Origin of the sequence: Halocola ammonii (genome assembly GCF_049334165.1) — a bacterium.
Taxonomy (GTDB): domain Bacteria; phylum Bacteroidota; class Bacteroidia; order Flavobacteriales_D; family Sanyastnellaceae; genus JBEGHD01.
In genome coordinates this window covers 66,882-89,366 of record NZ_JBEGHD010000011.1, presented here as the reverse complement: position 1 = coordinate 89,366, position 22,485 = coordinate 66,882, and the positions used below count along the sequence as shown (strand labels likewise).

The 22,485-nt window shown below is 44.6% G+C and carries 17 protein-coding genes; 4 read left to right on the top strand and 13 right to left on the bottom strand.

All coding sequences use genetic code 11. From position 1 onward, the window contains the following. Positions 1-256 precede the first annotated feature (256 nt). A complete protein-coding gene (mdh, locus tag ABHV44_RS12080) occupies positions 257-1,198 on the bottom strand; it encodes a malate dehydrogenase (RefSeq protein WP_459074949.1) in 942 nt (313 codons plus the stop codon). Between the two features lie 187 nt (positions 1,199-1,385). On the opposite strand from mdh, the gene ABHV44_RS12075 reads away from it, so the two are divergent. Further along, entirely contained in the window at positions 1,386-2,411 is a 1,026-nt protein-coding gene (locus tag ABHV44_RS12075; RefSeq protein WP_459074948.1) for a toxin-antitoxin system YwqK family antitoxin, read from the top strand. 256 nt (positions 2,412-2,667) lie between these two features. After that, positions 2,668-4,329 (top strand): S8 family serine peptidase, encoded by a 1,662-nt coding sequence (locus ABHV44_RS12070; RefSeq protein ID WP_459074947.1) that lies wholly within the window; start codon positions 2,668-2,670, stop codon positions 4,327-4,329. Here the strand turns inward: ABHV44_RS12070 and ABHV44_RS12065 are convergent. The 4 genes from ABHV44_RS12065 to ABHV44_RS12050 all read right to left on the bottom strand — a co-directional run bounded on the left by ABHV44_RS12065 (position 4,326) and on the right by ABHV44_RS12050 (position 8,446). Next, positions 4,326-5,603, bottom strand: a complete 1,278-nt coding sequence (locus ABHV44_RS12065; RefSeq protein WP_459074946.1) for a replication-associated recombination protein A — start codon at positions 5,601-5,603, stop codon at positions 4,326-4,328. The two genes, ABHV44_RS12070 and ABHV44_RS12065, sit on opposite strands and share 4 nt — an antisense overlap. Positions 5,604-5,856: 253 nt before the next feature. Beyond that, positions 5,857-6,318: an IS200/IS605 family transposase gene (gene tnpA / locus ABHV44_RS12060; protein ID WP_459074945.1), complete on the bottom strand. Its 462-nt coding sequence runs from the start codon at positions 6,316-6,318 to the stop codon at positions 5,857-5,859. A 433-nt stretch (positions 6,319-6,751) separates the two neighbouring features. After that, positions 6,752-7,660: a lysophospholipid acyltransferase family protein gene (locus tag ABHV44_RS12055; protein ID WP_459074944.1), complete on the bottom strand. Its 909-nt coding sequence runs from the start codon at positions 7,658-7,660 to the stop codon at positions 6,752-6,754. A gap of 21 nt (positions 7,661-7,681) precedes the next feature. Next, positions 7,682-8,446, bottom strand: coding sequence for an MBL fold metallo-hydrolase (locus ABHV44_RS12050; protein WP_459074943.1), 765 nt, complete (start codon positions 8,444-8,446; stop codon positions 7,682-7,684). Between the two features lie 106 nt (positions 8,447-8,552). Here ABHV44_RS12050 and ABHV44_RS12045 point away from each other — a divergent pair, with 106 nt between their 5' ends. Next, positions 8,553-10,004 carry a TonB-dependent receptor gene (locus ABHV44_RS12045; protein ID WP_459074942.1) on the top strand — a complete coding sequence of 484 codons (1,452 nt, stop codon included), beginning with the start codon at positions 8,553-8,555 and terminating at the stop codon, positions 10,002-10,004. Positions 10,005-10,032: 28 nt separating this feature from the next. Beyond that, positions 10,033-10,251 carry a hypothetical protein gene (locus ABHV44_RS12040; protein WP_459074941.1) on the top strand — a complete coding sequence of 73 codons (219 nt, stop codon included), beginning with the start codon at positions 10,033-10,035 and terminating at the stop codon, positions 10,249-10,251. A 284-nt stretch (positions 10,252-10,535) separates the two neighbouring features. On the opposite strand, the gene ABHV44_RS12035 is transcribed toward ABHV44_RS12040, so the two are convergent. The 8 genes from ABHV44_RS12035 to nusG form a co-directional block, all read right to left on the bottom strand. Then, entirely contained in the window at positions 10,536-11,084 is a 549-nt protein-coding gene (locus tag ABHV44_RS12035; protein ID WP_459074994.1) for an REP-associated tyrosine transposase, read from the bottom strand. 326 nt (positions 11,085-11,410) lie between these two features. Next, the gene (rpoC, locus tag ABHV44_RS12030; RefSeq protein WP_459074940.1) at positions 11,411-15,703 is read right to left on the bottom strand and encodes a DNA-directed RNA polymerase subunit beta'; all 4,293 of its coding nucleotides are present in this window, start codon (positions 15,701-15,703) and stop codon (positions 11,411-11,413) included. Between the two features lie 76 nt (positions 15,704-15,779). Further along, entirely contained in the window at positions 15,780-19,595 is a 3,816-nt protein-coding gene (gene rpoB / locus ABHV44_RS12025) for a DNA-directed RNA polymerase subunit beta (protein WP_459074939.1), read from the bottom strand. A gap of 123 nt (positions 19,596-19,718) precedes the next feature. Next, entirely contained in the window at positions 19,719-20,096 is a 378-nt protein-coding gene (gene rplL / locus ABHV44_RS12020) for a 50S ribosomal protein L7/L12 (protein WP_459074938.1), read from the bottom strand. A gap of 46 nt (positions 20,097-20,142) precedes the next feature. Next, positions 20,143-20,667: a 50S ribosomal protein L10 gene (gene rplJ, locus ABHV44_RS12015; protein ID WP_459074937.1), complete on the bottom strand. Its 525-nt coding sequence runs from the start codon at positions 20,665-20,667 to the stop codon at positions 20,143-20,145. A gap of 22 nt (positions 20,668-20,689) precedes the next feature. Continuing rightward, the gene (gene rplA / locus ABHV44_RS12010) at positions 20,690-21,385 is read right to left on the bottom strand and encodes a 50S ribosomal protein L1 (RefSeq protein ID WP_459074936.1); all 696 of its coding nucleotides are present in this window, start codon (positions 21,383-21,385) and stop codon (positions 20,690-20,692) included. 25 nt (positions 21,386-21,410) lie between these two features. Further along, positions 21,411-21,848, bottom strand: coding sequence for a 50S ribosomal protein L11 (gene rplK, locus ABHV44_RS12005; protein WP_459074935.1), 438 nt, complete (start codon positions 21,846-21,848; stop codon positions 21,411-21,413). 77 nt (positions 21,849-21,925) lie between these two features. Then, positions 21,926-22,477, bottom strand: a complete 552-nt coding sequence (gene nusG, locus ABHV44_RS12000) for a transcription termination/antitermination protein NusG (RefSeq protein ID WP_459074934.1) — start codon at positions 22,475-22,477, stop codon at positions 21,926-21,928. Positions 22,478-22,485 lie beyond the last annotated feature (8 nt).

Genomic DNA, 22,485 nt, shown 5'->3' with positions numbered 1-22,485 from the left:
AAATGAGTTGAGTGAAAATTACGAAGGCTTTGAAACCCAACGCTGATTGCGTTAGGGATTGCAGTGGAAATCCTTTTATTGCTTCCATCAGATAGCTCTACGCGTGGAAGGAGCAATAAAGATTGAAACGGAAAGCCCGACCCGCGAGAGTAACGCCCAAAATTAGGGAATAAAAAAAGCCACAGTGCAGATCCTGAAACGAGTTCAGGATGACAGACTGTGGCTCTCAAATCTTATCTTAGTAAGTAGCTCGGCCTTACGCCTCCACTACGTCCATGTCATCGAGGATGTTCATTACTTCTCTCACTGAGTTGGCAGATTCGAGGAGTAGTGATTTTTCATCGTCATTGAGGTCGAGCTGAATGATTTGCTCGATTCCGTTTTTACCGAGTTTCACTGGCACTCCGAGGTAGATGTTGTTCAGGCCATATTCGCCATCCAACCATGCGCAGCAAGGGAAGATACGTTTTTGGTCTTTCACAATGGCTTCTACCATTTGCGCTGCAGCAGCTCCGGGAGCGTACCATGCAGAAGTTCCAAGAAGGTTTACGATTTCACCTCCACCTTTTTTGGTGCGCTCTACAATCGCCTGAAGTTTTTCTTCTTCGATCATTTCTGTCACTGGAATTCCGGCAACGGTAGTATAGCGCGGTAGTGGCACCATGGTGTCACCGTGGCCACCCATGAGCACTGCCTGAATGTCTTTTGGAGAAACGTTGAGCTCCTCTGCCAGGAATGCGCGGTAGCGAGCCGTGTCCAGGACTCCGGCCATACCAAATACTTTGCTTGAGTCTTTTTTGGCAGTGAGGTAAGTGCAGTACGTCATCACGTCCAATGGGTTGGAAACACAAATCAAAATGGCATCCGGAGAGTGCTTTATCACGTTTTCTGTAACGCTCTTCACGATATTGGCGTTGGTGGCGATCAAGTCATCGCGGCTCATGCCCGGCTTACGCGGCAAGCCCGAAGTGATAACAACCACATCAGAATCGGCAGTTTTTGAATAATCGTTGGTAGACCCCACAGTGCGGGTGTCATACATATTGATTGGTGCAGTTTCCCAAATGTCGAGTGCTTTACCTTCGGCAAATCCTTCTTTAATATCGAGAAGGACGACCTCGTTAGCAACTTCTCTTGTGGCCAAAACATTGGCACAAGTAGCTCCGACATTTCCCGCTCCAACTACTGTAACTTTCATGTTTTCTATCGTTTTTTAAAATGGATTAAAAATTGATCTTCAAACCAGCCGAAAGGCAGCTAAACTCTTGTCCGCTTTGCCTATGGCCTGCCGGACAAAAGTAATAAACTTCTGCCGGCCTCGGGTACTGGTTGTATAATATCTTTGCCCTTTATTTGTTTAAATTTACGAGACTTGATTTTACAACATGCGAACAACGATTTTAACTCTCTCTTTCCTTTTTACTTCTCTTCTCGCTTTTGCGCAACCCGACCTTCCAGAAGGTGAGGCCGGTGTGGACTACAACGTGGAAAATGCCAATGGCAAGCAAGGCGAATGGATCCGGGTTTACGAAGACGGAAGCCTCTACTACTCTGGTCAGTTCAAGAACGACAAACCCTTTGGTGTTTTTAAATACTACTACGAATCGGGCGAGCTAATGGCGCGTCACGAGTTTGTAGAAGGTCACACAGTGGTAGAAGGAAAAACCTACTACCGAAACGGAATGCTCCAATCGGAAGGTCGCTACGTGAACCAGAAGAAAACAGGCGAATGGAGATTTTACAACCGCGATGGTAAGCTGGTACGTGTGGAGCAGTATAAAAACGACATGGCCCACGGTCCGGTGAAACTCTACTACCCAAGCGGTGAATTGCTGGAAGAATCGACTTACGAAAATGATCAGCGCCAGGGAAGCTGGACGATGTACTACGACAACGGCAAGCCAAAAATCGAAGGCCAAAGCGTGGACGACAAGTACGATGGCGAATTTGTCTACTACTTTGAAAACGGGCAAAAACAGCTCGAGGGACGCTACGAAAAAGGAATTCAGGAAGGCCAGTGGATTGAGTACCACAAAGACGGCCGCATTCGACTGATCCTGCTTTATGAGGATGGCAAAATCAAGAAAAAACAATACATGAACGGTACTTTTCTGGATTACTATCTTACCGATATTCCCAAGAGTGAGTATCGCTACAAAGACGGAAAGAAGCACGGCATGTTCACCGAGTGGTACGATCAGGGGGAGTTTAAAAAAGTGCAAACCCAGGCAGAAGGTCCGGGGAGCGAAATGCAGTGGAAAGAAAAGCTAGTGGGGCAACAAGTTCGCGTGGAAGGCGAATACTACATGGGTGAACCTGATGGCGAGTTTGTATATTTCAATGAAGAGGGCCGCCTGATGAAAACAGAAATTTATGAAGAAGGCGAACTCGTGGAAACGATTGAAAATTAAATGCAAGTCTGATAGTCAGAAAGATTAAGGTGTTTGAAGTATTGGTTTTTAGAAGGTGTGTAGGCCGGATCTCGAGCGGAGTCGAGAGAGTGCCCGCAAGAGAAAACCTCGGTTCATCTTCAATAAGATCTCATTCTTGAAGCTATAAAACATCCTGACCTGCATGTCTCGACTCCGCTCGACAATCGGCTTGCCCTCGAATTGATCTTCAAACTGACTTATAAATTGCAATAGTTAATTTTTTAAAGTTCTCCCCATGCGCATCCCAACTGCTCTTACACTACTCTTACTTCTAACATCAAGCACCCTTTTTTCGCAGACGGAGCCGGGAAAATATTTGGTGTTTTTCACAGATAAAGAAAACACGCCTTACTCCATCGATCAGCCGGAGGAGTTTTTATCGGAGCGCGCCATTGAAAGGCGCGAGCGATACGACATCGCTATCACAGAGCTTGATCTCCCAGTGGATCCGAGCTACCTGAGTCAGTTGGAAGCGATTGACGGAGTTGAAATTATTCATCATTCAAAATGGTTTAATGCGGCTACCATTGCCACCGATCAAGCTGGATTGGAAGAAGCTCTCATGCTGCCTTTTATCAGCAGTTATAAAATGGTGGAGAATGACGAAGTGGACGAAAGTCTTAATGATAAATTCGCAACGCAGCCATCCAACAGAAGCTGCCAGTTTGCCTGGCCCGAAAGCGATTACGGACCTTCTTTTAATCAAATCGCTATGCACAACGGACATTTACTTCACGATGCAGGCTTTCGCGGTGAGGGAATGCAAATTGCTGTTTTGGATGCCGGATTCACGGAGGTCAACAACCTGGCTGTCTTTGACGATCTCTACGAAGAAAACAGGTTGCTCGGCACTCGCGATTTTGTGGATGGCGACAACGATGTTTACCACGGCAGCTCGCACGGAACTTACGTGTTGAGCACCATGGCCGGTTTTCTCACCGACTCAATAATCGGAACAGCTCCCAAAGCTTCTTACTACCTAATGCGCACGGAAAACTCTGTTTCGGAGTATGTAACCGAAGAAGACAACTGGGTGGTTGCTGCCGAATATGCAGATAGTCTTGGCGTGGACATCATCAACTCTTCGCTGGGCTACAGCACTTTTGACGATACCACTCAAAACCACACGTACGCTGACATGGACGGAAACACAACTCGAATTTCCAGAGCAGCCGACATTGCAGCATCGAGAGGAATCCTGGTGGTGACCAGTGCGGGAAACAGCGGAGCTTCCGATTGGCACTACATCACCGCTCCTGCAGATGCCGACAGTGCCCTCACTGTAGGAGCTGTTGCTGCGGACAGTACACACATTTTCTTTAGTTCATTTGGACCCACGAGTGATGGCAGAGTGAAACCAAACCTTGTTTCTCAAGGCTACCAGAGTGTGATCTGCAACTTTGACGGTGGTGTGCAAACCGGAAACGGGACTTCTTTTTCCAGCCCGATTTTGGCTGGAGTTGCAGCTTGTCTGTGGCAGGCGCACTATCAACAAAACAACATGACCATTCTGGGAGCGCTGGAAGAAAGCGCTACTCACTTCACCAACCCAAACGATTCGCTCGGCTATGGAATTCCCAATGCTTGGCTCGCTCACGAATCACTGCCGAACGACACTTCAGTACCAGAGCTAAACCTGCAAGAGGGCGTAGCTGTCTATCCTAATCCTTTTGGAAACGCATTTCAGGTCGCAGTGAAATGGGAAAATGCGCATTCCATCGAAGTCGAATTCTTTGACCTTGCTGGTAGAAAAGTAGCAACGGAAACAAGTCACGAATGCCTTCCCGGTGACGTCAGTCGAATTTCAATTGACGGAAGCAAATTGCCAACCGGCACTTACTTTGTCAGAGTGAAAAGTGATTCGGAAACTTTCGTGACAAAAGTCCTAAAGCGCTAGTAACGGTAGCGATTTTTCCACATGGCTTTTAGAGAAGCCAGCAATCCTTCTTCTCGTTTGTTGTTGCCCGGCTGATAGATTTTCTTGCCTGAAAGCTCCTCCGGCATAAATTCCTGGTCCTTAAAATTCCCCTCATAGTTGTGGCTGTACTTGTAGTTTTCGCCATAGCCGAGATCCTGCATCAGCTGAGTAGGAGCGTTTCGAATGTTCAGTGGGATGCCGAGGTTTCCAGTCTGTCTGACGATCTGCTGTGCATCGTTGATCGCAGCGTAAGCTGAGTTGCTCTTTGGCGAAGTGGCCAGATAGATGGCGCACTGTGAGAGAATGATTCTGCTTTCAGGCCAGCCGATTTTCGAAACGGCATCGAAGGTGGTGTTGGCCATCACGAGTGCTGTTGGATTTGCAAGTCCGATGTCTTCACTGGCGAGGATGAGCATTCTGCGAGCAATGAATTTTGGATCTTCTCCACCTTCAGCCATCCGCGCCAGGTAATAAACTGCAGCATTGGGATCGCTTCCTCGAATCGATTTGATGAAAGCCGAAATCACATCGTAGTGCATCTCTCCGGTTTTGTCGTACATCGACATGTTTTGTTGCACGACTTCCTGCACCATTTTGTCGTTGATCTCCACCTTCTTCCCTCCTGCTGAACTCACCACAAGCTCAAAAACGTTTAGCAACTTTCGAGCATCGCCCCCTGAAAGCTTGAGCAGGGCATCGGTTTCTTTCAGGGTAATATCGTAATCAGCAAGCCACTTGTCTTTCTTCATAGCCCTATCGATCAATTGAAGAAGATCGTCTTTTCCGAAAGGCTTCAAGACATAAACCTGACTTCTGGAAAGCAGTGCCGAAATCACTTCGAAAGACGGATTTTCAGTAGTGGCTCCAATCAAAGTGATCAGACCCTTTTCTACTGCACCGAGCAACGAGTCCTGCTGCGACTTGCTGAAGCGGTGAATCTCATCGATAAATAAAATCGCATTGTGCCCACCAAACATCCCTTGTTTTTTGACCCGATCGATCACTTCGCGGATGTCTTTCACTCCCGAGTTGATCGCGCTTAGGGTGTAAAAAGGTCGGTCGAGCGTTTGCGAAATGATAGTGGCGAGGGTGGTCTTCCCCACTCCCGGAGGTCCCCATAGGATCATCGAAGGAACAGTTCCCGACTCGATGACTTTTCTGAGAACGGAAGTTTTTCCAGTGAGATGTCCCTGAGCGAGGTAATCATCAAGCGATTCGGGACGCATTCGTTCTGCCAGCGGTGTAGATTCCATCTGGCAAATGTCCGAAGAAAAAAGAAGAGGTCAATGGTTTTTAACCAACAGGAAACGATTCAATTTTGAAGAGTCGTAGTGACATTTTTAATGTGTCCTGGCCTATGAAAGGAGAGTGCCATCGGCACGATTCACATTGTAGCCGATGGTTTTAACCATCGGGTTTAGGGCCACCCAATGAAAGAAAATGTCGTAGACATGGCCGACAATAACCATTGAGCTGATTGGTCAAAAATGGATTTGCCTGTGTAACTCATTGTAGTTCCTGAAAAATATATTTCTCGTCAAAATCCACATCATACCTTTTGAGAAAACTCAAGTATTCGTCTCTAAAGTTCGTCTTCTTATGATGCTCATCCTGATTCTGGATGTAACTGTAAACATCCTTTAATTGATTTTTACTGTGCGAAAAAACTCCGTATCCTTTTTGCCATTCAAACTTTGACCCTAGAAATCCATTTTCATTGATCCATTTGGATGATTTTGCTTTGACTGACTTCATCACCTCAGCCACCGAAACTTTAGAGGATAGAGCGAATAATGAATGAACATGGTCCGAAACTCCATTAGTTATTACAGACTGACAGCCAGTTTCATTGATCAGATTTCCGATTACGTGAAACAATTGATCTTGCCAGTCTTCTCCAATACATGCACTACGGTATTTTACTCCATAAATTGAATGCACATAGATTTGGTGGTAGGTATTTGCCATAGTTCAAACATCTTAGATTAATCCCTTCAATTTCGGGTTTTAACCACTGAAAATCAAATGAAGAAGTAACAAAAATGTCGGTCGTACCTACGGCACTTTGCTTACAACCTGGATTGAACCGCGGGTTAAAACCCGCGGCTACACAGTCGTCCGTGGCGACTGCCACTAATGGCATTCATCAATTCAAAATTAAATAGCAACAAAGTGCCATCGGCACGATTCACATCGTAGCCGATGGTTTCAACCTTCGGGTTTAGGGACACCCAATGAAAGAAAATGTCGTAGACATGGCCGAAAAAAATAAATTGATGTCTTTTCGTTGATGTCGGCCATACCTGCGACACCTGGCTTACAACTACTCATCCGAAACCTAGGGTTTAAATCATGGGCTATTAGAATGTCGTCCCTCTGGGACTCCAACCCACTAATAAAATCACTCTTGCGATCTCGTAAACTGCTTAAGCTCGTGCTCCGGAGGTCGGGTGTGCTTCCAGCGCTTGTGGCTCCAAAGCCAGTGTTCTGGCTGATCGATGATATCTTTCTCTAATCTACGCGTCATCTTCTCGGTGATTTCACCATACTCCGTTTCTCGCGGTTCTGGAACTAAATCTTCAAAGCTCACTTCGTAATATCCACGTTTCACTTTTGCAATCTTGCCATAAACCACGGGCAGGTCGTATTCTTTTGCGTAACGCTCAGGTCCGAAAAGCACAGGCGTATCCTGATTTAAAAAAGTAGTCCAGTACGCACGCCTCTTTTTGAACGGTGCCTGATCCATTATCAGGGCGAGAACATAACGCTCATCGTGATTCAAGTACTCTCTGAACTTATTCTTAAACTCTTCTGTGTTGAGCAGTGCTGTGCCGTATCTACCCCTTATGTGCTTCATTTTTCTCTCGAAAAAAGGATCGTTGAGCTTTTTGTAAATACCGAGTAATGTTCCCTTCATTACCGATTTCGAGGCAAGCACCAACAGCTCCCAATTTCCAAAATGCCCACAGACAACCAAACAATGGCGACCAGCTTCCGCATATTTGTCGACCACCTGTCGATCTTTGGAAACCATTCTTTTTGAAGCTTCGGAATAAGACATCGAAAAACCCTTTACTGTTTCGAGTAGCAGGTCGCAAAAATGGGTGTAGAACTTCCTCATTATTTTTCGGATTTCTCCGTCTGACTTTTCTGGAAATGAATTTCTCAGATTTGTCACGATAACCTTTTTCCGATACGGGAAAATGTAAAATAGAAATGCTGAGAACACGTCCGAAACTCTCAGAAGAATCCACATCGGCAACCAGCTGACGGGAAGTAAAATGCAGTAATAAAGCACGCGACTCAACATGTGGCAAAATTAAGATTTCAGTCAAACGGAAATCTTCAATCCATCGTGAGCAATAGAAATATTTTCTGGAAGCTCTTGGGATACCTCTTCATGAGTGCCCATCAGGTGACTTATGTGCGTGAAATAAGCCTTTTCTGGTTTTAGGTCTTTAACAATTTCAATAGCCTCCTCAAGGTTTAAATGCGACAAGTGCTCTTCCTTTCTGAGCGCATTCAAAACCAAAACTTTCACTCCGCGAAGCTTCTCGTATTCCTCGGGAGCTATGGTTTTCGCATCTGTGATGTACGCAAAATCTCCAATCCGAAACCCCAAAACAGGCATTTTGTAATGCATTACTTCCAGAGGCTTAAAGGTTAAGTCAGCAACTTCAAAACTGGTTTCTTTATCTATGTTTACGATGTTGAGCAACGGAACACCGGGATATTTTTTTTCGCCAAAAGCATAGTAAAACTCACGCTTCAGAGCTTTCTCGACAGCCGGTGTGGCGTAGAGATCCATGTCCTTTTTTTGCTTAAAGTTAAAAGCCCTTACGTCATCTGTTCCGGCAATGTGATCCTTGTGTTCGTGTGTAAAAACAATGGCTTCGAGCGACTGTACTTTTTCGCGAAGCATTTGCGCTCGAAAATCCGGGCCGCTGTCAATCACCACATTTTTGCCACCATTAGAGACCATGATTGAGGTGCGCAACCTACTATCCTTAAAGTCATTAGACTGACACACTTCACAATTACAAGCAATAACCGGTACACCTTGCGAAGTGCCCGTTCCCAAAAAAGTAACTTCCATAAAAGACGTTCATCTATTTACAGGATTCGACTTCAGGGGTGAAAATAAGCCTAATTTTGTACTAAACTCGCAAAGCGTTTAACTTTGTAAAAAAACATCAAGGACATTGGAATTAGACAGGGTTGTGTTATCAGCGAAGCAAAAAGCACTTCGCGTCAATTTAAACCAGGACATTTACGGAACCTTCGCAGAGATCGGAGCGGGCCAGGAAGTTGTCCGTCACTTTTTTAGAGCTGGTGGCGCTTCCGGAACAATCGCCAAAACCATGTCGGCTTACGACAAAGATTTTAGCGATGCTATCTATGGCAAGGAAGAGAAAGGTCGCTACGTTTGCAAGTCGCGACTTCTCAAAATGCTGGGCCATGAGTTCCACCTTATCGAAGACCGCCTCGACCGCAAAGACCACCCCAACAAACTATTCTTTTCTTTTGCCAACACTGTCGCCACAATCAATTTCCAAAAGACCATTCAGGGCCATGGCTGGCTGGGGATTAAATTCCAAACCAAACCAGAGAAAGAACCCAACACTGTCATCATCCACGTTCGCTTTCACGAAAATGAAGCGATTCTGCAACAGCTCACGGCCGGAGTCCTTGGCGTAAACCTGATTTACGGTAGCTTCTTCTTTTACAAAAAGCCAAAAGAACTGCTCCAGTCGCTCTACGACAACCTCAGTCGCGACCAGGTAGAAATCGATATGGTGCAGATGAGCGGACCTGATTTTGATGATGTTGACAACCGATTGCTCAGTCTCCAACTGGTAAAAAACGGCATGACCGATGCGGTGATTTTCAGTCCTGACGGCAGAAACCTCCAGGCAGCAGATGTGCTCTACAAGAAAAATATTCTTGCTATTCGCGGTAGCTTTCGTCCAGTGACGAAAGTGAACATCGACATGATTATGAAGGGCTACAACATGTTCGAGAAAGAACACAAAGTGGACCCCGACAACATTCAGGTCTTGTTTGAAATCACACTAAACAACCTAAAAGCCGAGGGAGACATCGATGAGAAAGACTTCCTCGATCGAGCCGATATTCTCTGTTCACTAGGTCAAACGGTTTTGATCTCGAACTACATGAAATACTTCAAGCTCGTTGAGTATTTCTCAAGGTACACCAAGAAGCGAATGGGCTTAATCATGGGTGTCAACAACCTGATTGATGTCTTCAATGAAAAGTATTACCGCAACCTCAATGGTGGAATTCTCGAAGCCTTTGGAATTCTCTTTTCTCGAGATCTCAAGATGTATCTTTATCCATGGAAAACGGAAGACGGCAAACTGCTCGACAGCGAAAACATGCCCATCCACCCTCGACTGCGACCGCTTTACGATTACCTGCTCAACAACAAGCGCATTGTTGACATCAAAGACTACAACCCGGAAGTGCTCGACATTCACTCGCGCGATGTATTGAAGATGGTGAAGAACAATGAAACCGGCTGGGAAGAAATGGTTCCGTCTTATGTAGATACAATTATCAAGGACAACGAACTATTCGGTTCTTCAAAAGAATCGGAAGACAGTGATGAGGAAAAAGAAAAAGTAGCTGAATAGATTTTAAAAAAGTAGCTATATTTCTTTCATGATTAAAAAAGACCTTCTTTTTAGCCTTAAGCTTTTGCTCATCGTAGGTGGAGCTCACCTTTTTACATCCGTTGCCCAGCAAGACTTTTCCTACTACACCGATTGGAAATATTACGCCTTTCTTGTCCTTTTGATGGTTGGTGGAGGAGCGGCTCATCACTACTTTGAGCTTTATAAAAACAAGAAGAAAAAAGAGAGCCTTACTTCTGAATCTTAAGAGTATGAACAGAAAAGATTTTTATTTCGGGCTGAAACTGATTGCTACAGCAGTAGCAGCAAATGTGGGAGTTGAACTTCTAATGGAGGGAAATCTCTCATCCCTATTTTCATGGAGGTTTACCATCGTGGTACTAACAATTTGCACAGCGGTCGTTTTCTTCAGGCATTTTTTCAAAAAATTGCAGAAACAGGACAATTGATTAGATCTGACCTTGCGAGCTTGCAAACTAGATGCACAGGATTTGCAATCCTGCGCATTAAAATATTCGGATTTGTAATCCGTCATGAAAAAGTCTGTAATCGCGGATTTAGACGTATAACTTCTTCCAAAACCAAGTCATTTAATTCCATGTAGTTCGCAGCAGACGAGTATTTCCAATCTTCTATGCGCTTTACAAATCCAGCTCTGACAGGATTGTTGTGTATGTAATTGATTTTATCCCATACAAACTTCTCTGAGTATAATCCTATAGCGTGATTTCCAGCTTGCCACAGTCGATATTCTTTGTGCTTAGAGCTTGTTTTTGCAGCAAAAGAAAACAAGTTCAACATCCATTCTCGTCTGCTTTCTGGTTCTTCCTTAATCTGTTCGATGATTTTCTTTGAAGTGAATTTTTTGAAATCTCTGATGGTATCTTTCAACTGGAAAGGCTCATCAGCATTGACAATCATATTAAGGTGATTTGTCATCAGGCAATAGGCGAATAAGTTCAAGCCTTTTTCTTTGATGCAGTATCTGAGCGAATCGATGATCACATCTCTAAGGTTAGGTCGTGTGAAGACATCAACCCATCCGACAACAGTCAGCGTCAGATAGTAAGAGCTGTTCAGCTTTATAGTATGTTTGATTCCAGGCTTGATCTAATAAAATTAATTGAACTAGGTCGGGATTACAAATCCCTGTATTTCCCACCGCAGGATTGCAAATCCTGCGGAACACTATCATTCAAGTGAAATCTTTCCCTACAAAACCCTTCTTGTCAAGAAACCACAAGAAACGATTTGTGAATCAAACTGAAACGTGCTCGGGAAGGGCTGCGCAGGATTTGCAATCCTGCGCTTTCAAACTTTCGGATTTGTAATCCGATAAAAACCAGGGCACAAAAAAAGCCCGAACGATCTCGTCCGGGCTTTCTTGCTTAGAGCTTAGACTCTAATTATTCTTCTGCTTCTGCCTTTTCTTTTCTGGCAGTTAGTGTTTCGTACTCTTCTTTGTTTCCAACAATGAGTTTCTCCCATCTTCTCACTCCCGTACCGGCAGGAATCAAGTGACCAACGATCACATTTTCCTTCAGTCCGAGCAAGTTGTCGGTTTTTCCACTCACGGCAGCTTCGTTGAGCACCTTTGTTGTTTCCTGGAAGGAAGCAGCAGAGATGAACGACTTGGTCTGCAGCGATGCACGAGTAATCCCCTGCAACAATGGACGAGAAGTAGCGGCAATCACCTCACGAGTTTCAACAAGTTTGAGATCTTTTCTTCTCAACTGAGAATTTTCGTCTCTCAATCTTCTAGCTGTGATGATCTGACCTTCCTTCAACTCTGTAGAGTCTCCGGCATCGGTTACAACGAGCTGTCCGTAGATCAGGTCGTTTTCTTCCATGAAGTCATTCTTCTCGACAGCCTGATTCTCGAGGAAGCGAGTATCTCCTGCATCCTGAATCACAACTTTACGCATCATCTGGCGAACTACCACCTCGAAGTGCTTATCGTTGATCTTCACACCCTGCAGTCGGTACACTTCCTGTACTTCGTTCACAATGTATTCCTGAACCGAAGTTGGACCTTCAATTGCAAGAATATCCGCTGGAGTAACAGCACCATCTGAAAGCGGCATACCTGCTTTCACAAAGTCGTTCTCCTGAACGAGAATGTGTTTAGAAAGCGAAACGAGATATTTTTTCTTATCTCCAAACTTAGACTCCACGATGATCTCGCGGTTACCACGCTTGATTTTTCCATAAGAAACAATTCCGTCAATTTCACTAACTACTGCTGGGTTCGATGGGTTACGAGCCTCGAAGAGCTCCGTAATTCTAGGAAGACCACCGGTGATATCACCAGATTTACCGGCTACACGAGGGATCTTCGCCAGGATAGCTCCTGTACCCACTTCTTTATCCTCGCGAACAGAGATGTGAGCGCCTACAGGCAAAGAGTATGTTTTAACAACCTCACCCTTCTGAACGATGTTAATGGCTGGGTTCTTTTTCTTGTCTTTTGTCTCGGTAATTACCATTTCGGTAAACCCGGTTTGCTCATCGACCTCTTCACGGAAAGTGATTCCCGCCTCAACGTGCTCAAATTGAACTTTACCAGACTCCTCGGTGATGATCACAGAGTTGTAAGGGTCCCAAGAGCAAATGACATCGCCCTTCTTAATCTTGCGCTTGTTCTTAGCTTTAAGAATAGCACCGTAAGGAATGTTGTTGGTCATGAGCGCAACACCGGTTTCCTCATCGATAATTTTCAACTCAGAAGAACGACTTACTACAATCGTTTCTACTTCACCGTCAGCAGTTGTTCTGTCAACGGTTCTGAGTTCTTCGATTTCGAGTTTACCAGAGTATTTGGCCGTAATGTTCGATTCATCAGAAATGTTTGCGGCAGTACCACCAACGTGGAATGTACGAAGTGTCAGCTGTGTACCTGGCTCACCAATAGACTGCGCAGCAATAACACCAACGGCTTCACCACGCTGCGCCAAACGGCTGGTAGCAAGTGAACGTCCATAGCACTTAGAGCAAACCCCTCTCTTCGACTCGCACGTAAGTACTGAGCGAATCTCAACTTCTTCCATACCGAGATCTTCAACGCGTTTGGCAACTTCTTCGCTGATTTCATTTCCAGCTTCGAGAAGCACTTCACCTGTTTCAGGATCTACGATATCGTGAACATTCACGCGACCGAGAATTCTGTCGTAAAGAGACTCAACAAGCTCATCACTCTTGCGAAGTGGAGTTGCAACAAGTCCGCGGAGTGTTCCACAATCTTCTTCAGTGATAATCACATCCTGAGAAACATCCACAAGCCTACGAGTAAGGTAACCGGCATCGGCAGTTTTAAGGGCCGTATCGGCAAGACCTTTACGTGCACCGTGAGTTGAGATAAAGTACTCGAGAATCGAAAGTCCTTCCTTGAAGTTGGAAAGAATAGGGTTCTCGATAATATCCTGACCTCCGGTAGCAGAAGATTTCTGCGGCTTGGCCATCAGACCACGCATACCTGAGAGCTGACGAATCTGCTCTTTGGAACCACGTGCTCCAGAATCAAACATCATGTAAATCGAGTTGAATCCCTGGTTGTCGTTTTTCAGACGCTCCATAAGGATGTTGGTCAACTTCGAGTTGGTGTGTGTCCAAATATCAATGATCTGGTTGTAACGCTCGTTGTTTGTGATGAGACCCATGTTGTAGTTGTCCATCACAGTCTGAACTTCGGCATTTGCCGCTTCTACGAGCTTATCTTTTTCTGGTGGAATGATAATGTCATTCAGGTTGAATGAAAGACCACCTTTGTAGGCCATGTCGTAACCGAGGTCCTTAATATCATCCAGGAACTGAACTGTGCGGGCAGTACCCACCTGCTTCACAACATCACCAATGATATCGCGAAGTGCTTTCTTAGTCAGCAACTGATTGATGAAACCAACTTTCTTTGGTACGAGGTCATTGAAGAAAACTCGACCGACAGTGGTTTCTATAATTTCTCTTTCACCATCCATGTTTTCCCATCTCAATTTGATGTGGGCGTGCATGTCTACGCGTCCTTCGTTGTGCGCAATACGCACTTCTTCCGGAGAGTAGAAAGTCATGCCTTCACCTTTCACAGTGCGCTCTTTAGTAGAAGTTCTACCTTTAGAGATGTAGTACAGTCCAAGAACCATATCCTGAGAAGGTACAGTCATTGGAGCACCGTTGGCCGGGTTCAAAATGTTGTGAGATGAAAGCATCAGAAGCTGGGCTTCCAAGATGGCTGCATTACCTAGTGGCAAGTGAACGGCCATCTGGTCACCATCGAAATCCGCGTTGAATCCAGTACAAACAAGTGGGTGAAGCTGGATGGCTTTACCTTCGATGAGTTTTGGCTGGAACGCCTGGATACCGAGTCTGTGAAGTGTTGGAGCACGGTTGAGAAGAACAGGGTGTCCTTTCAACACATTTTCCAAAATATCCCAAACAACTGGCTCTTTCTTATCTACAATTTTCTTGGCTGATTTTACCGTCTTCACAATTCCACGCTCGATCATTTTACGAATGATGAACGGTTTGAAAAGCTCAGCAGCCATATCTTTAGGAATTCCACATTCGTGGAGTTTCAAGTCGGGACCAACAACGATTACCGAACGACCAGAGTAGTCGACACGCTTACCGAGAAGGTTCTGACGGAAACGTCCCTGCTTACCTTTCAAACTATCTGAAAGAGATTTCAGTGGACGGTTCGATTCAGTCTTCACAGCGCTCGATTTTCTCGAGTTGTCGAAAAGTGAATCCACAGCTTCCTGGAGCATACGCTTCTCGTTACGGAGAATCACTTCAGGAGCTTTAATTTCTATCAACCTTTTCAAACGGTTGTTACGGATAATCACTCTTCGGTAAAGGTCATTCAAATCTGAAGTCGCAAAACGACCACCATCCAATGGCACGAGAGGACGAAGTTCTGGTGGAATCACCGGAACCACTTTCACGATCATCCATTCTGGACGGTTTTCAATTCTTGTATTTGCCTCACGCAAAGACTCAACAACCTGTAGACGCTTAAGTGCTTCGTTTTTACGTTGCTGAGAAGTCTCTGTGTTTGCCTTGTGGCGCAAGCTGTAAGAAAGCTCATCCAACTGCAAGTTTGCAAGCAAATCGTGCAAGGCGTCAGCTCCCATTTTAGCGACAAACTTGTTTGGATCTTTGTCGTCCAAATACTGGTTGTCTTTAGGAAGCGTCTCGAGAATATCGAGGTATTCTTCTTCGGTGAGGTATTCCATTACCTCTAGCGGCTCACCTTCCTTGTTAACTGCCGGCCCTGGATTAATCACCACGTATCTCTCGTAGTAGATAATCTGATCGAGCTTTTTAGTTGGCAATCCGAGGAGGTAACCAATTTTATTAGGAAGAGATTTGAAGTACCAGATGTGAGCTACAGGCACAACCAACTGGATGTGGCCCATGCGCTCTCTTCGCACTTTTTTCTCCGTCACTTCCACACCACAACGATCGCAGACAATCCCTTTGTAGCGAATACGCTTGTATTTACCACAGTGGCATTCGTAATCCTTTACAGGACCGAAAATGCGCTCACAGAATAGTCCATCGCGCTCTGGCTTGTAGGTACGGTAATTTATGGTTTCAGGCTTGAGAACCTCCCCGTGCGATCTTTCTAGGATCTGCTCTGGAGAAGCAAGACTGATTGTGATTGATTTAAAATCACTACTAAGTTTTTGATTCTTTCTAAGCGCCATAATTGCTATTATCTTGAATAAGCTATGAACAATCCCGACAAACCCCAAAATGGGGTTCATCAGGACGAATCATTTTTTAATCTAATGAAATATTAAGACCGAGACCTTTCAGCTCGTGCATAAGCACGTTGAATGATTCCGGCACTCCTGGTGTCGGCATGTTCTCACCTTTCACGATGGTTTCGTATGCTTTCGCACGACCGATAACATCGTCAGATTTAACTGTGAGAATTTCTTGCAGGATGTTCGATGCACCGAATGCCTCGAGTGCCCAAACCTCCATCTCACCAAATCGCTGACCACCAAATTGTGCTTTACCACCGAGTGGCTGCTGAGTGATGAGTGAGTAAGGTCCAATCGAACGAGCGTGCATTTTGTCGTCAACCATGTGAGCAAGTTTCAGCATGTAAATCACACCAACTGTTGCTGTCTGGTCGAAACGCACTCCGGTTCCACCATCGTAGAGGTAAGTGTTCCCTCCGGCAGGAATACCTGCTTTTTCAGTGTACTCATCGATTTGATCGAGTGAAGCACCGTCAAAAATTGGAGTAGCGAATTTGAGACCGAGCTTTTGTCCGGCCCATCCGAGAACAGTTTCGTAAATCTGTCCGAGGTTCATTCGCGATGGTACACCAAGTGGGTTCAACACGATGTCCACAGTAGTTCCGTCTTCCAGGAATGGCATGTCTTCTTCGCGGACGATTTTTGCCACAATACCTTTGTTACCGTGACGACCGGCCATCTTATCACCTACTTTTAGCTTACGCTTTTTGGCGATGTAGATCTTAGCGAGTTTTACAATTCCAGATGGGAGTTCATCTCCAACAGTAATCTGGAACTTCTTGCGCTTGTAACTTCCCTGAAGATCGTTCATTCTCAGGTTGAAGTTGTGCACCACTCGTTTTATCAGTGAGTTGGTCTTTTCGTCTTTAGTCCAGCCAGCAGTGTCTACGATTGAGTAATCAATTGTAGAAAGTGCTTTTTGGCTGAATTTCACGCCTTTCTTAATCTGCTCCTCTTTGAAGAAGTTGAGCACACCCTGAGAAGTTTTGGTTCCAACGATCTTCATGATCTTCTCAACCAATACTTTCTTGAGATCTGCTATATCCTTTTCGTATTCTTTGTCCAGTTCCTCAATCAGAGACTTGTCAGCTGCTTTGAGCTTTCTGTCTTTAATCGCTCTGGAGAAGAGTTTCTTGTCAATCACAACACCGCGAAGTGAAGGCGAAGCTTTGAGTGATGCATCTTTCACATCACCTGCTTTGTCACCGAAGATCGCGCGGAGAAGCTTTTCTTCCGGAGAAGGGTCAGTTTCACCTTTCGGAGTAATCTTACCAATAAGAATATCTCCTTCGCGAATTTCAGCACCGACACGGATCAATCCATTTTCATCGAGATCCTTGGTCGCTTCCTCACTTACGTTTGGAATATCTGCTGTGAGTTCTTCCATCCCTCGTTTTGTGTCACGTACTTCAAGCGTGTACTCATCGATGTGGATAGAAGTAAATATATCTTCACGAACTACTTTTTCAGAAATCACAATCGCATCCTCAAAGTTGTAACCTTTCCATGGCATGAATGCCACTTTCAGGTTACGACCGATTGCGAGGTCACCATTGTCGGTAGAGTAACCTTCAACCAGGATCTGATTGTTTTTCACCTTCTGTCCTTTCGTTACAATCGGACGGAGGTTCATGCAAGTGCTTGCGTTCGTTTTCTGGAATTTAGTGAGGTTGTAAACTTTCACATCGCCTTCGAAGCTCACCAATTGGTCAGATTCGTCACGGTCGTATTTAATGTGAATTTCGTTTCCATCTACGTATTCAACCACACCGTTACCTTCTGCTCTTGTCAATACTCGAGAGTCACGAGCAACCAATGGCTCAAGTCCAGTTCCCACAATAGGAGCATCTGGAATAAGCAATGGTACCGCCTGACGCATCATGTTCGATCCCATCAGTGCACGGTTGGCATCATCGTGCTCAAGGAAAGGAATAAGCGATGCAGCGATAGATGCAATCTGGTTTGGACCTACGTCCATCAAATCCAGTTTGTCTGGCTCCACAACAGGGAAATCACCTTGCAGACGAGCCTTAACAACTGGCGTCTGGAAACTTCCGTCTTTTCCTACCTGAGCATTTGCCTGAGCAATCATCTTTTGATCTTCATCCTCGGCACTGAGGTAAGTTACTCCTTTGTCACCGGCTACAGCTTTACCGTCTTTTACTTCACGGTAAGGCGTCTCGATGAATCCGAGTCGGTTCACTTTTGCAAATACACAAAGTGACGAAATCAGACCAATGTTTGGACCCTCTGGAGTTTCAATTGTACAAAGACGTCCGTAGTGCGTGTAGTGAACATCTCGAACCTCAAATCCGGCACGCTCACGTGACAGACCGCCAGGTCCAAGGGCTGACATTCTACGCTTGTTTGTTACCTCAGCAAGTGGATTGGTTTGATCCATAAACTGAGAAAGCTGGTTGGTACCGAAGAATGAGTTGATCACAGAAGACAAAGTCTTCGCGTTGATCAAATCGGTCGGTGTAAATACCTCGTTGTCTCTCACATTCATTCTCTCACGAATAGTTCGAGCCATACGAGCCAAACCAACTGCAAACTGGTTGTAAAGTTGCTCACCAACAGTTCTTACACGTCTGTTACTAAGGTGATCAATATCATCAACGTCTGTCTTGCTATTAACGAGCTCAATCAGGTACTTGATGATGTGAATCATGTCGTCTCTGGTCAGCGTTCGCTGATCCATTGACACGTCAAGATCTAGTTTTCTGTTGATTCGGAAACGACCAACTTCACCCAAATCATAACGCTGCTCTGAGAAGAACAATTTATCGATAACGCCACGAGCCGTTTCCATGTCTGGCGGCTCAGCATTACGCAATTGACGGTAGATGTGCTCTACCGCTTCTTTTTCTGAGTTTGATGTATCTTTTTGAAGCGTGTTGTAAATGATTGTAAAATCACTTGTATTCACATTCTCCTTGTGGAGGATAATGGTTTTAGCACCAGAATCGAGGATATCCTCAATGTGCTCGTTCTCAATCACAGTCTCGCGATCGATCACCACTTCATTACGTTCGATAGAAACTACTTCACCTGTATCTTCATCTACAAAGTCCTCAACCCATGATTTAAGAACACGGGCTGCTAGTTTTCTTCCAACTACTTTTTTGAGTCCGGTTTTGGAAACCTTCACTTCATCAGCCAGATCGAAGATTGAGAGAATGTCTTTGTCACTCTCATAACCGATGGCACGGAGAAGGGTTGTTACCGGTAATTTCTTTTTACGATCGATATACGCATACATCACATTGTTGATGTCGGTAGCGAACTCCATCCAGGATCCTTTAAAAGGAATAATTCTGGCTGAGTAGAGTTTCGTTCCGTTTGCGTGACGACTTTGTCCGAAGAATACACCAGGAGATCGGTGCAACTGGGATACGATTACACGCTCAGCACCATTCACGCAGAATGAACCTTTAGGAGTCATGTAAGGAATTGTACCCAGGTAGACGTCCTGTACAATCGTTTCGAAGTCCTCGTGCTCCGGATCGGTACAATAGAGTTTCAACTTTGCCTTCAGCGGTACGCTGTAGGTTAGTCCACGATCGATACACTCTTGAATGGTGTAACGCGGTGGATCAATGAAATAATCCAGAAATTCGAGAACGAATTGGTTGCGAGTATCCGTGATTGGAAAGTTCTCGCTAAATACTTTATAGAGTCCTTCTTCTTTACGATTTTCTGGATTGGTTTCCAGTTGGAAAAACTCCTGAAACGACTTAAGCTGGATGTCTAGAAAATCCGGATAGTCGAATCTGTTTTCTGTTGAAGCGAAATTTATACGCTCTTCAGCTTTATTTTTTGTTATCAAGGCCTTGTAAATTATAGATAATCAAACAATTGCGAAATACGTGCGATTAGGCTGAAGCGAAAATAGGTTTAGGCCAGAACCGTTGGGTTAAGGCCTAAACCATCAGAGATATGTTGCTTTTTCTTACTTAAGCTCAACTTCTGCTCCTGCTTCCTCTAGTTGAGATTTCAAAGAGTCAGCCTCGTCTTTAGCGACACCTTCTTTGATTGGAGAAGGAGCTTTGTCTACGATCTCTTTTGCTTCTTTAAGTCCCAAACCTGTAAGTTCCTTAACAAGTTTTACGACAGCAAGTTTAGATCCACCTGGAGCTTTAAGAATTACATCGAATTCGGTTTGTTCATCACCTCCAGCGCCTTCGCCACCACCGGCAGCAGGTGCAGCAGCAACTGCAGCAGCAGCTGGTTCGATTCCGTATTCTTCTTTCAAAATTTCAGCCAACTCGTTCACCTCTTTTACTGTGAGGTTTACTAGATCTTCGGCCATTACTTTCAAATCCGCCATTTTATTTCGTTTTAAAAGATTCTTGTTTTTGTAATTGTTCTAAAAATTATTCGCCTCTTTCCTGAAGCGTTTTAACCAATCCTGCAACGGTGCTTCCACTCGATTTAAGAGCAGATACAACATTTTTGGCAGGAGACTGAAGCAGTGATACAATTTCACCGAGCAACTCGTCTTTAGACTTGAGCTCGCTGAGCATGGTCAACTGATCGTCACCGAGATAAATTGATTCCTCGATAAACGCTCCTTTGAGAACTGGCTTTTCGTGTTTTTTTCTAAAATCCTTGATCAGCTTAGCTGGTGCATTACCCACCTCTGTAAACATGATTGAAGTCGGACCGCTTAGAATTTCATAGAAACTACTAAAGTCTTTTCCTTCTACTGTTTCCAGAGCACGCTTGAGAAGTGTGTTTTTCACAACCGACATCTTGATCGATTTTTTGAAGCACTCTCTTCTCAGTTTGCTAGTAGATTCCGCATCCAGTTCAGAAGTATCAGCAAGGTAGAACATGTCGTTCTCCTGAAGCTGTTCTGAAAGCTGAGCAACAATTTGATTTTTTTCTTCTCTAGTCATATCGTCATGCGTTATTCAGCTACTAGCTTGCAACTGATTTGGGTTCAACATTCACTCCAGGGCTCATTGTACTCGAGAGACTAATGCTCCTGATATAAACCCCTTTCGATGCAGCCGGCTTCATTTTCACGAGAGTCTGGATCAATTCTTTTGCGTTGTCAGTAAGTTTATCAGCTTCAAAAGAAACTTTACCTACTGTCGCGTGAACAATTCCATACTTATCTACTCGGAAATCGATTTTACCGGCTTTCACGTCAGCTACAGCCTTTCCAACATCCATTGTAACAGTACCGGTCTTCGGGTTCGGCATCAGACCACGAGGTCCGAGGATTCTACCCAAAGCACCAACTTTACCCATTACGTTTGGAGTGGTAATAATTACATCCACATCGGTCCATCCGTCCTTGATTTTTGTCAGATACTCATCCAGCCCAACGTAGTCAGCACCCGCTTCTTTTGCTTCTTCTTCCTTGTCAGGATTACAAAGCACAAGTACTCGTACATCTTTACCCGTTCCGTGGGGCAAAGAGACGGTTCCGCGTACCATCTGGTTGGATTTTCTGGGATCTACGCCAAGGCGAACAGCGATGTCTACTGTAGCATCGAACTTCACATTCGTGATATCCTTTACTATCGAAGATGCTTCTGAAAGAGCATATGACTTTTCCAAGTCGTGCTTTTCAATAGAAGCTTTCCTGTTCTTGGTTAATCTTCCCATTGTTATTTACTCAATTTTGATCTGACTAAAACGGACGTTGGCCTTTTACTGTAATGCCCATGCTTCGTGCAGTACCTGCTACCATGTTCATGGCAGACTCAACAGTAAAGCAGTTCAGGTCGGGCATTTTATCTTCTGCAATTGCCTTCACCTGATCCCAGGATACAGCAGCTACCTTTACTCTGTTGGGCTCGGGAGATCCTTTTTTGGATTTCGAAGCCTCAAGCAGTTGCACAGCAGCGGGGGGAGTTTTGATGATAAAGTCAAAAGACTTGTCACCGTAAACCGTAATCACAACTGGTAGTACTTTACCAGCTTTATCCTGGGTTCTGCCGTTAAATTGCTTGCAGAATTCCATGATATTCACCCCTTTGGCACCCAATGCGGGACCAACTGGCGGTGAAGGGTTTGCGGCTCCTCCTCTAATTTGCAGCTTGATAATCGCGCTTACTTCTTTAGCCATTTTATTTATATTATTTCTACTTCTGAAAATTGCACAAGGGGAAGCATTCTAAAAACAATGTACAATTAACAAGATCTTTAACTTTCTTTTTCTACTTGCATATACTTGAGCTCGAGAGGAGTCTTTCGCCCAAATATTTTCACCATCACTTTCAATGTCTTCTTCTCTTCGTTGATGTGTTCGATTACACCGTTGAAGTTGTTGAATGGTCCGTCAATTACTTTGACTGTTTCACCGACAATGAAAGGAACGTTAAGTTCTTCATCTGTCTCAGCGAGTTCATCCACTTTTCCGAGAATTCGGTTGATCTCCGATTGTCTTAGCGGCATCGGATCACCTTTTTTCTCAGCACCGAGGAATCCAATCACATTGTTGACATTGCGAATGATGTGTGGTATCTCACCTACCAGATTCGCTTCAATCAAAATGTATCCCGGAAAGAAGTTTCTCTCTTTCGAAATTTTCTTTCCATTTCTGAGCTGATAAACCTTCTCGGTAGGAATTAAAACCTGCTCAACATAATCACCGAGTCCAAGGGCATTGATTTCACTTTCAATGTGCTCTTTAACCTTTTTCTCTTTTCCGCTAATGGCTTTTACTACATACCATTTTTTCTCTACATCCGCCATCGAAATCC

Excerpts from the sequence above, each read along its gene's own strand:
- mdh (WP_459074949.1), bottom strand. The coding sequence starts at position 1,198 with ATGAAAGTTACAGTAGTTGGAGCGGGAAATGTCGGAGCTACTTGTGCC.
- ABHV44_RS12075 (WP_459074948.1), top strand. The coding sequence starts at position 1,386 with ATGCGAACAACGATTTTAACTCTCTCTTTCCTTTTTACTTCTCTTCTC.
- ABHV44_RS12070 (WP_459074947.1), top strand. The coding sequence starts at position 2,668 with ATGCGCATCCCAACTGCTCTTACACTACTCTTACTTCTAACATCAAGC.
- ABHV44_RS12065 (WP_459074946.1), bottom strand. The coding sequence starts at position 5,603 with ATGGAATCTACACCGCTGGCAGAACGAATGCGTCCCGAATCGCTTGAT.
- tnpA (WP_459074945.1), bottom strand. The coding sequence starts at position 6,318 with ATGGCAAATACCTACCACCAAATCTATGTGCATTCAATTTATGGAGTA.
- ABHV44_RS12055 (WP_459074944.1), bottom strand. The coding sequence starts at position 7,660 with ATGTTGAGTCGCGTGCTTTATTACTGCATTTTACTTCCCGTCAGCTGG.
- ABHV44_RS12050 (WP_459074943.1), bottom strand. The coding sequence starts at position 8,446 with ATGGAAGTTACTTTTTTGGGAACGGGCACTTCGCAAGGTGTACCGGTT.
- ABHV44_RS12040 (WP_459074941.1), top strand. The coding sequence starts at position 10,033 with ATGATTAAAAAAGACCTTCTTTTTAGCCTTAAGCTTTTGCTCATCGTA.
- rpoC (WP_459074940.1), bottom strand. The coding sequence starts at position 15,703 with ATGGCGCTTAGAAAGAATCAAAAACTTAGTAGTGATTTTAAATCAATC.
- rplL (WP_459074938.1), bottom strand. The coding sequence starts at position 20,096 with ATGGCGGATTTGAAAGTAATGGCCGAAGATCTAGTAAACCTCACAGTA.
- rplJ (WP_459074937.1), bottom strand. The coding sequence starts at position 20,667 with ATGACTAGAGAAGAAAAAAATCAAATTGTTGCTCAGCTTTCAGAACAG.
- rplA (WP_459074936.1), bottom strand. The coding sequence starts at position 21,385 with ATGGGAAGATTAACCAAGAACAGGAAAGCTTCTATTGAAAAGCACGAC.
- rplK (WP_459074935.1), bottom strand. The coding sequence starts at position 21,848 with ATGGCTAAAGAAGTAAGCGCGATTATCAAGCTGCAAATTAGAGGAGGA.
- nusG (WP_459074934.1), bottom strand. The coding sequence starts at position 22,477 with ATGGCGGATGTAGAGAAAAAATGGTATGTAGTAAAAGCCATTAGCGGA.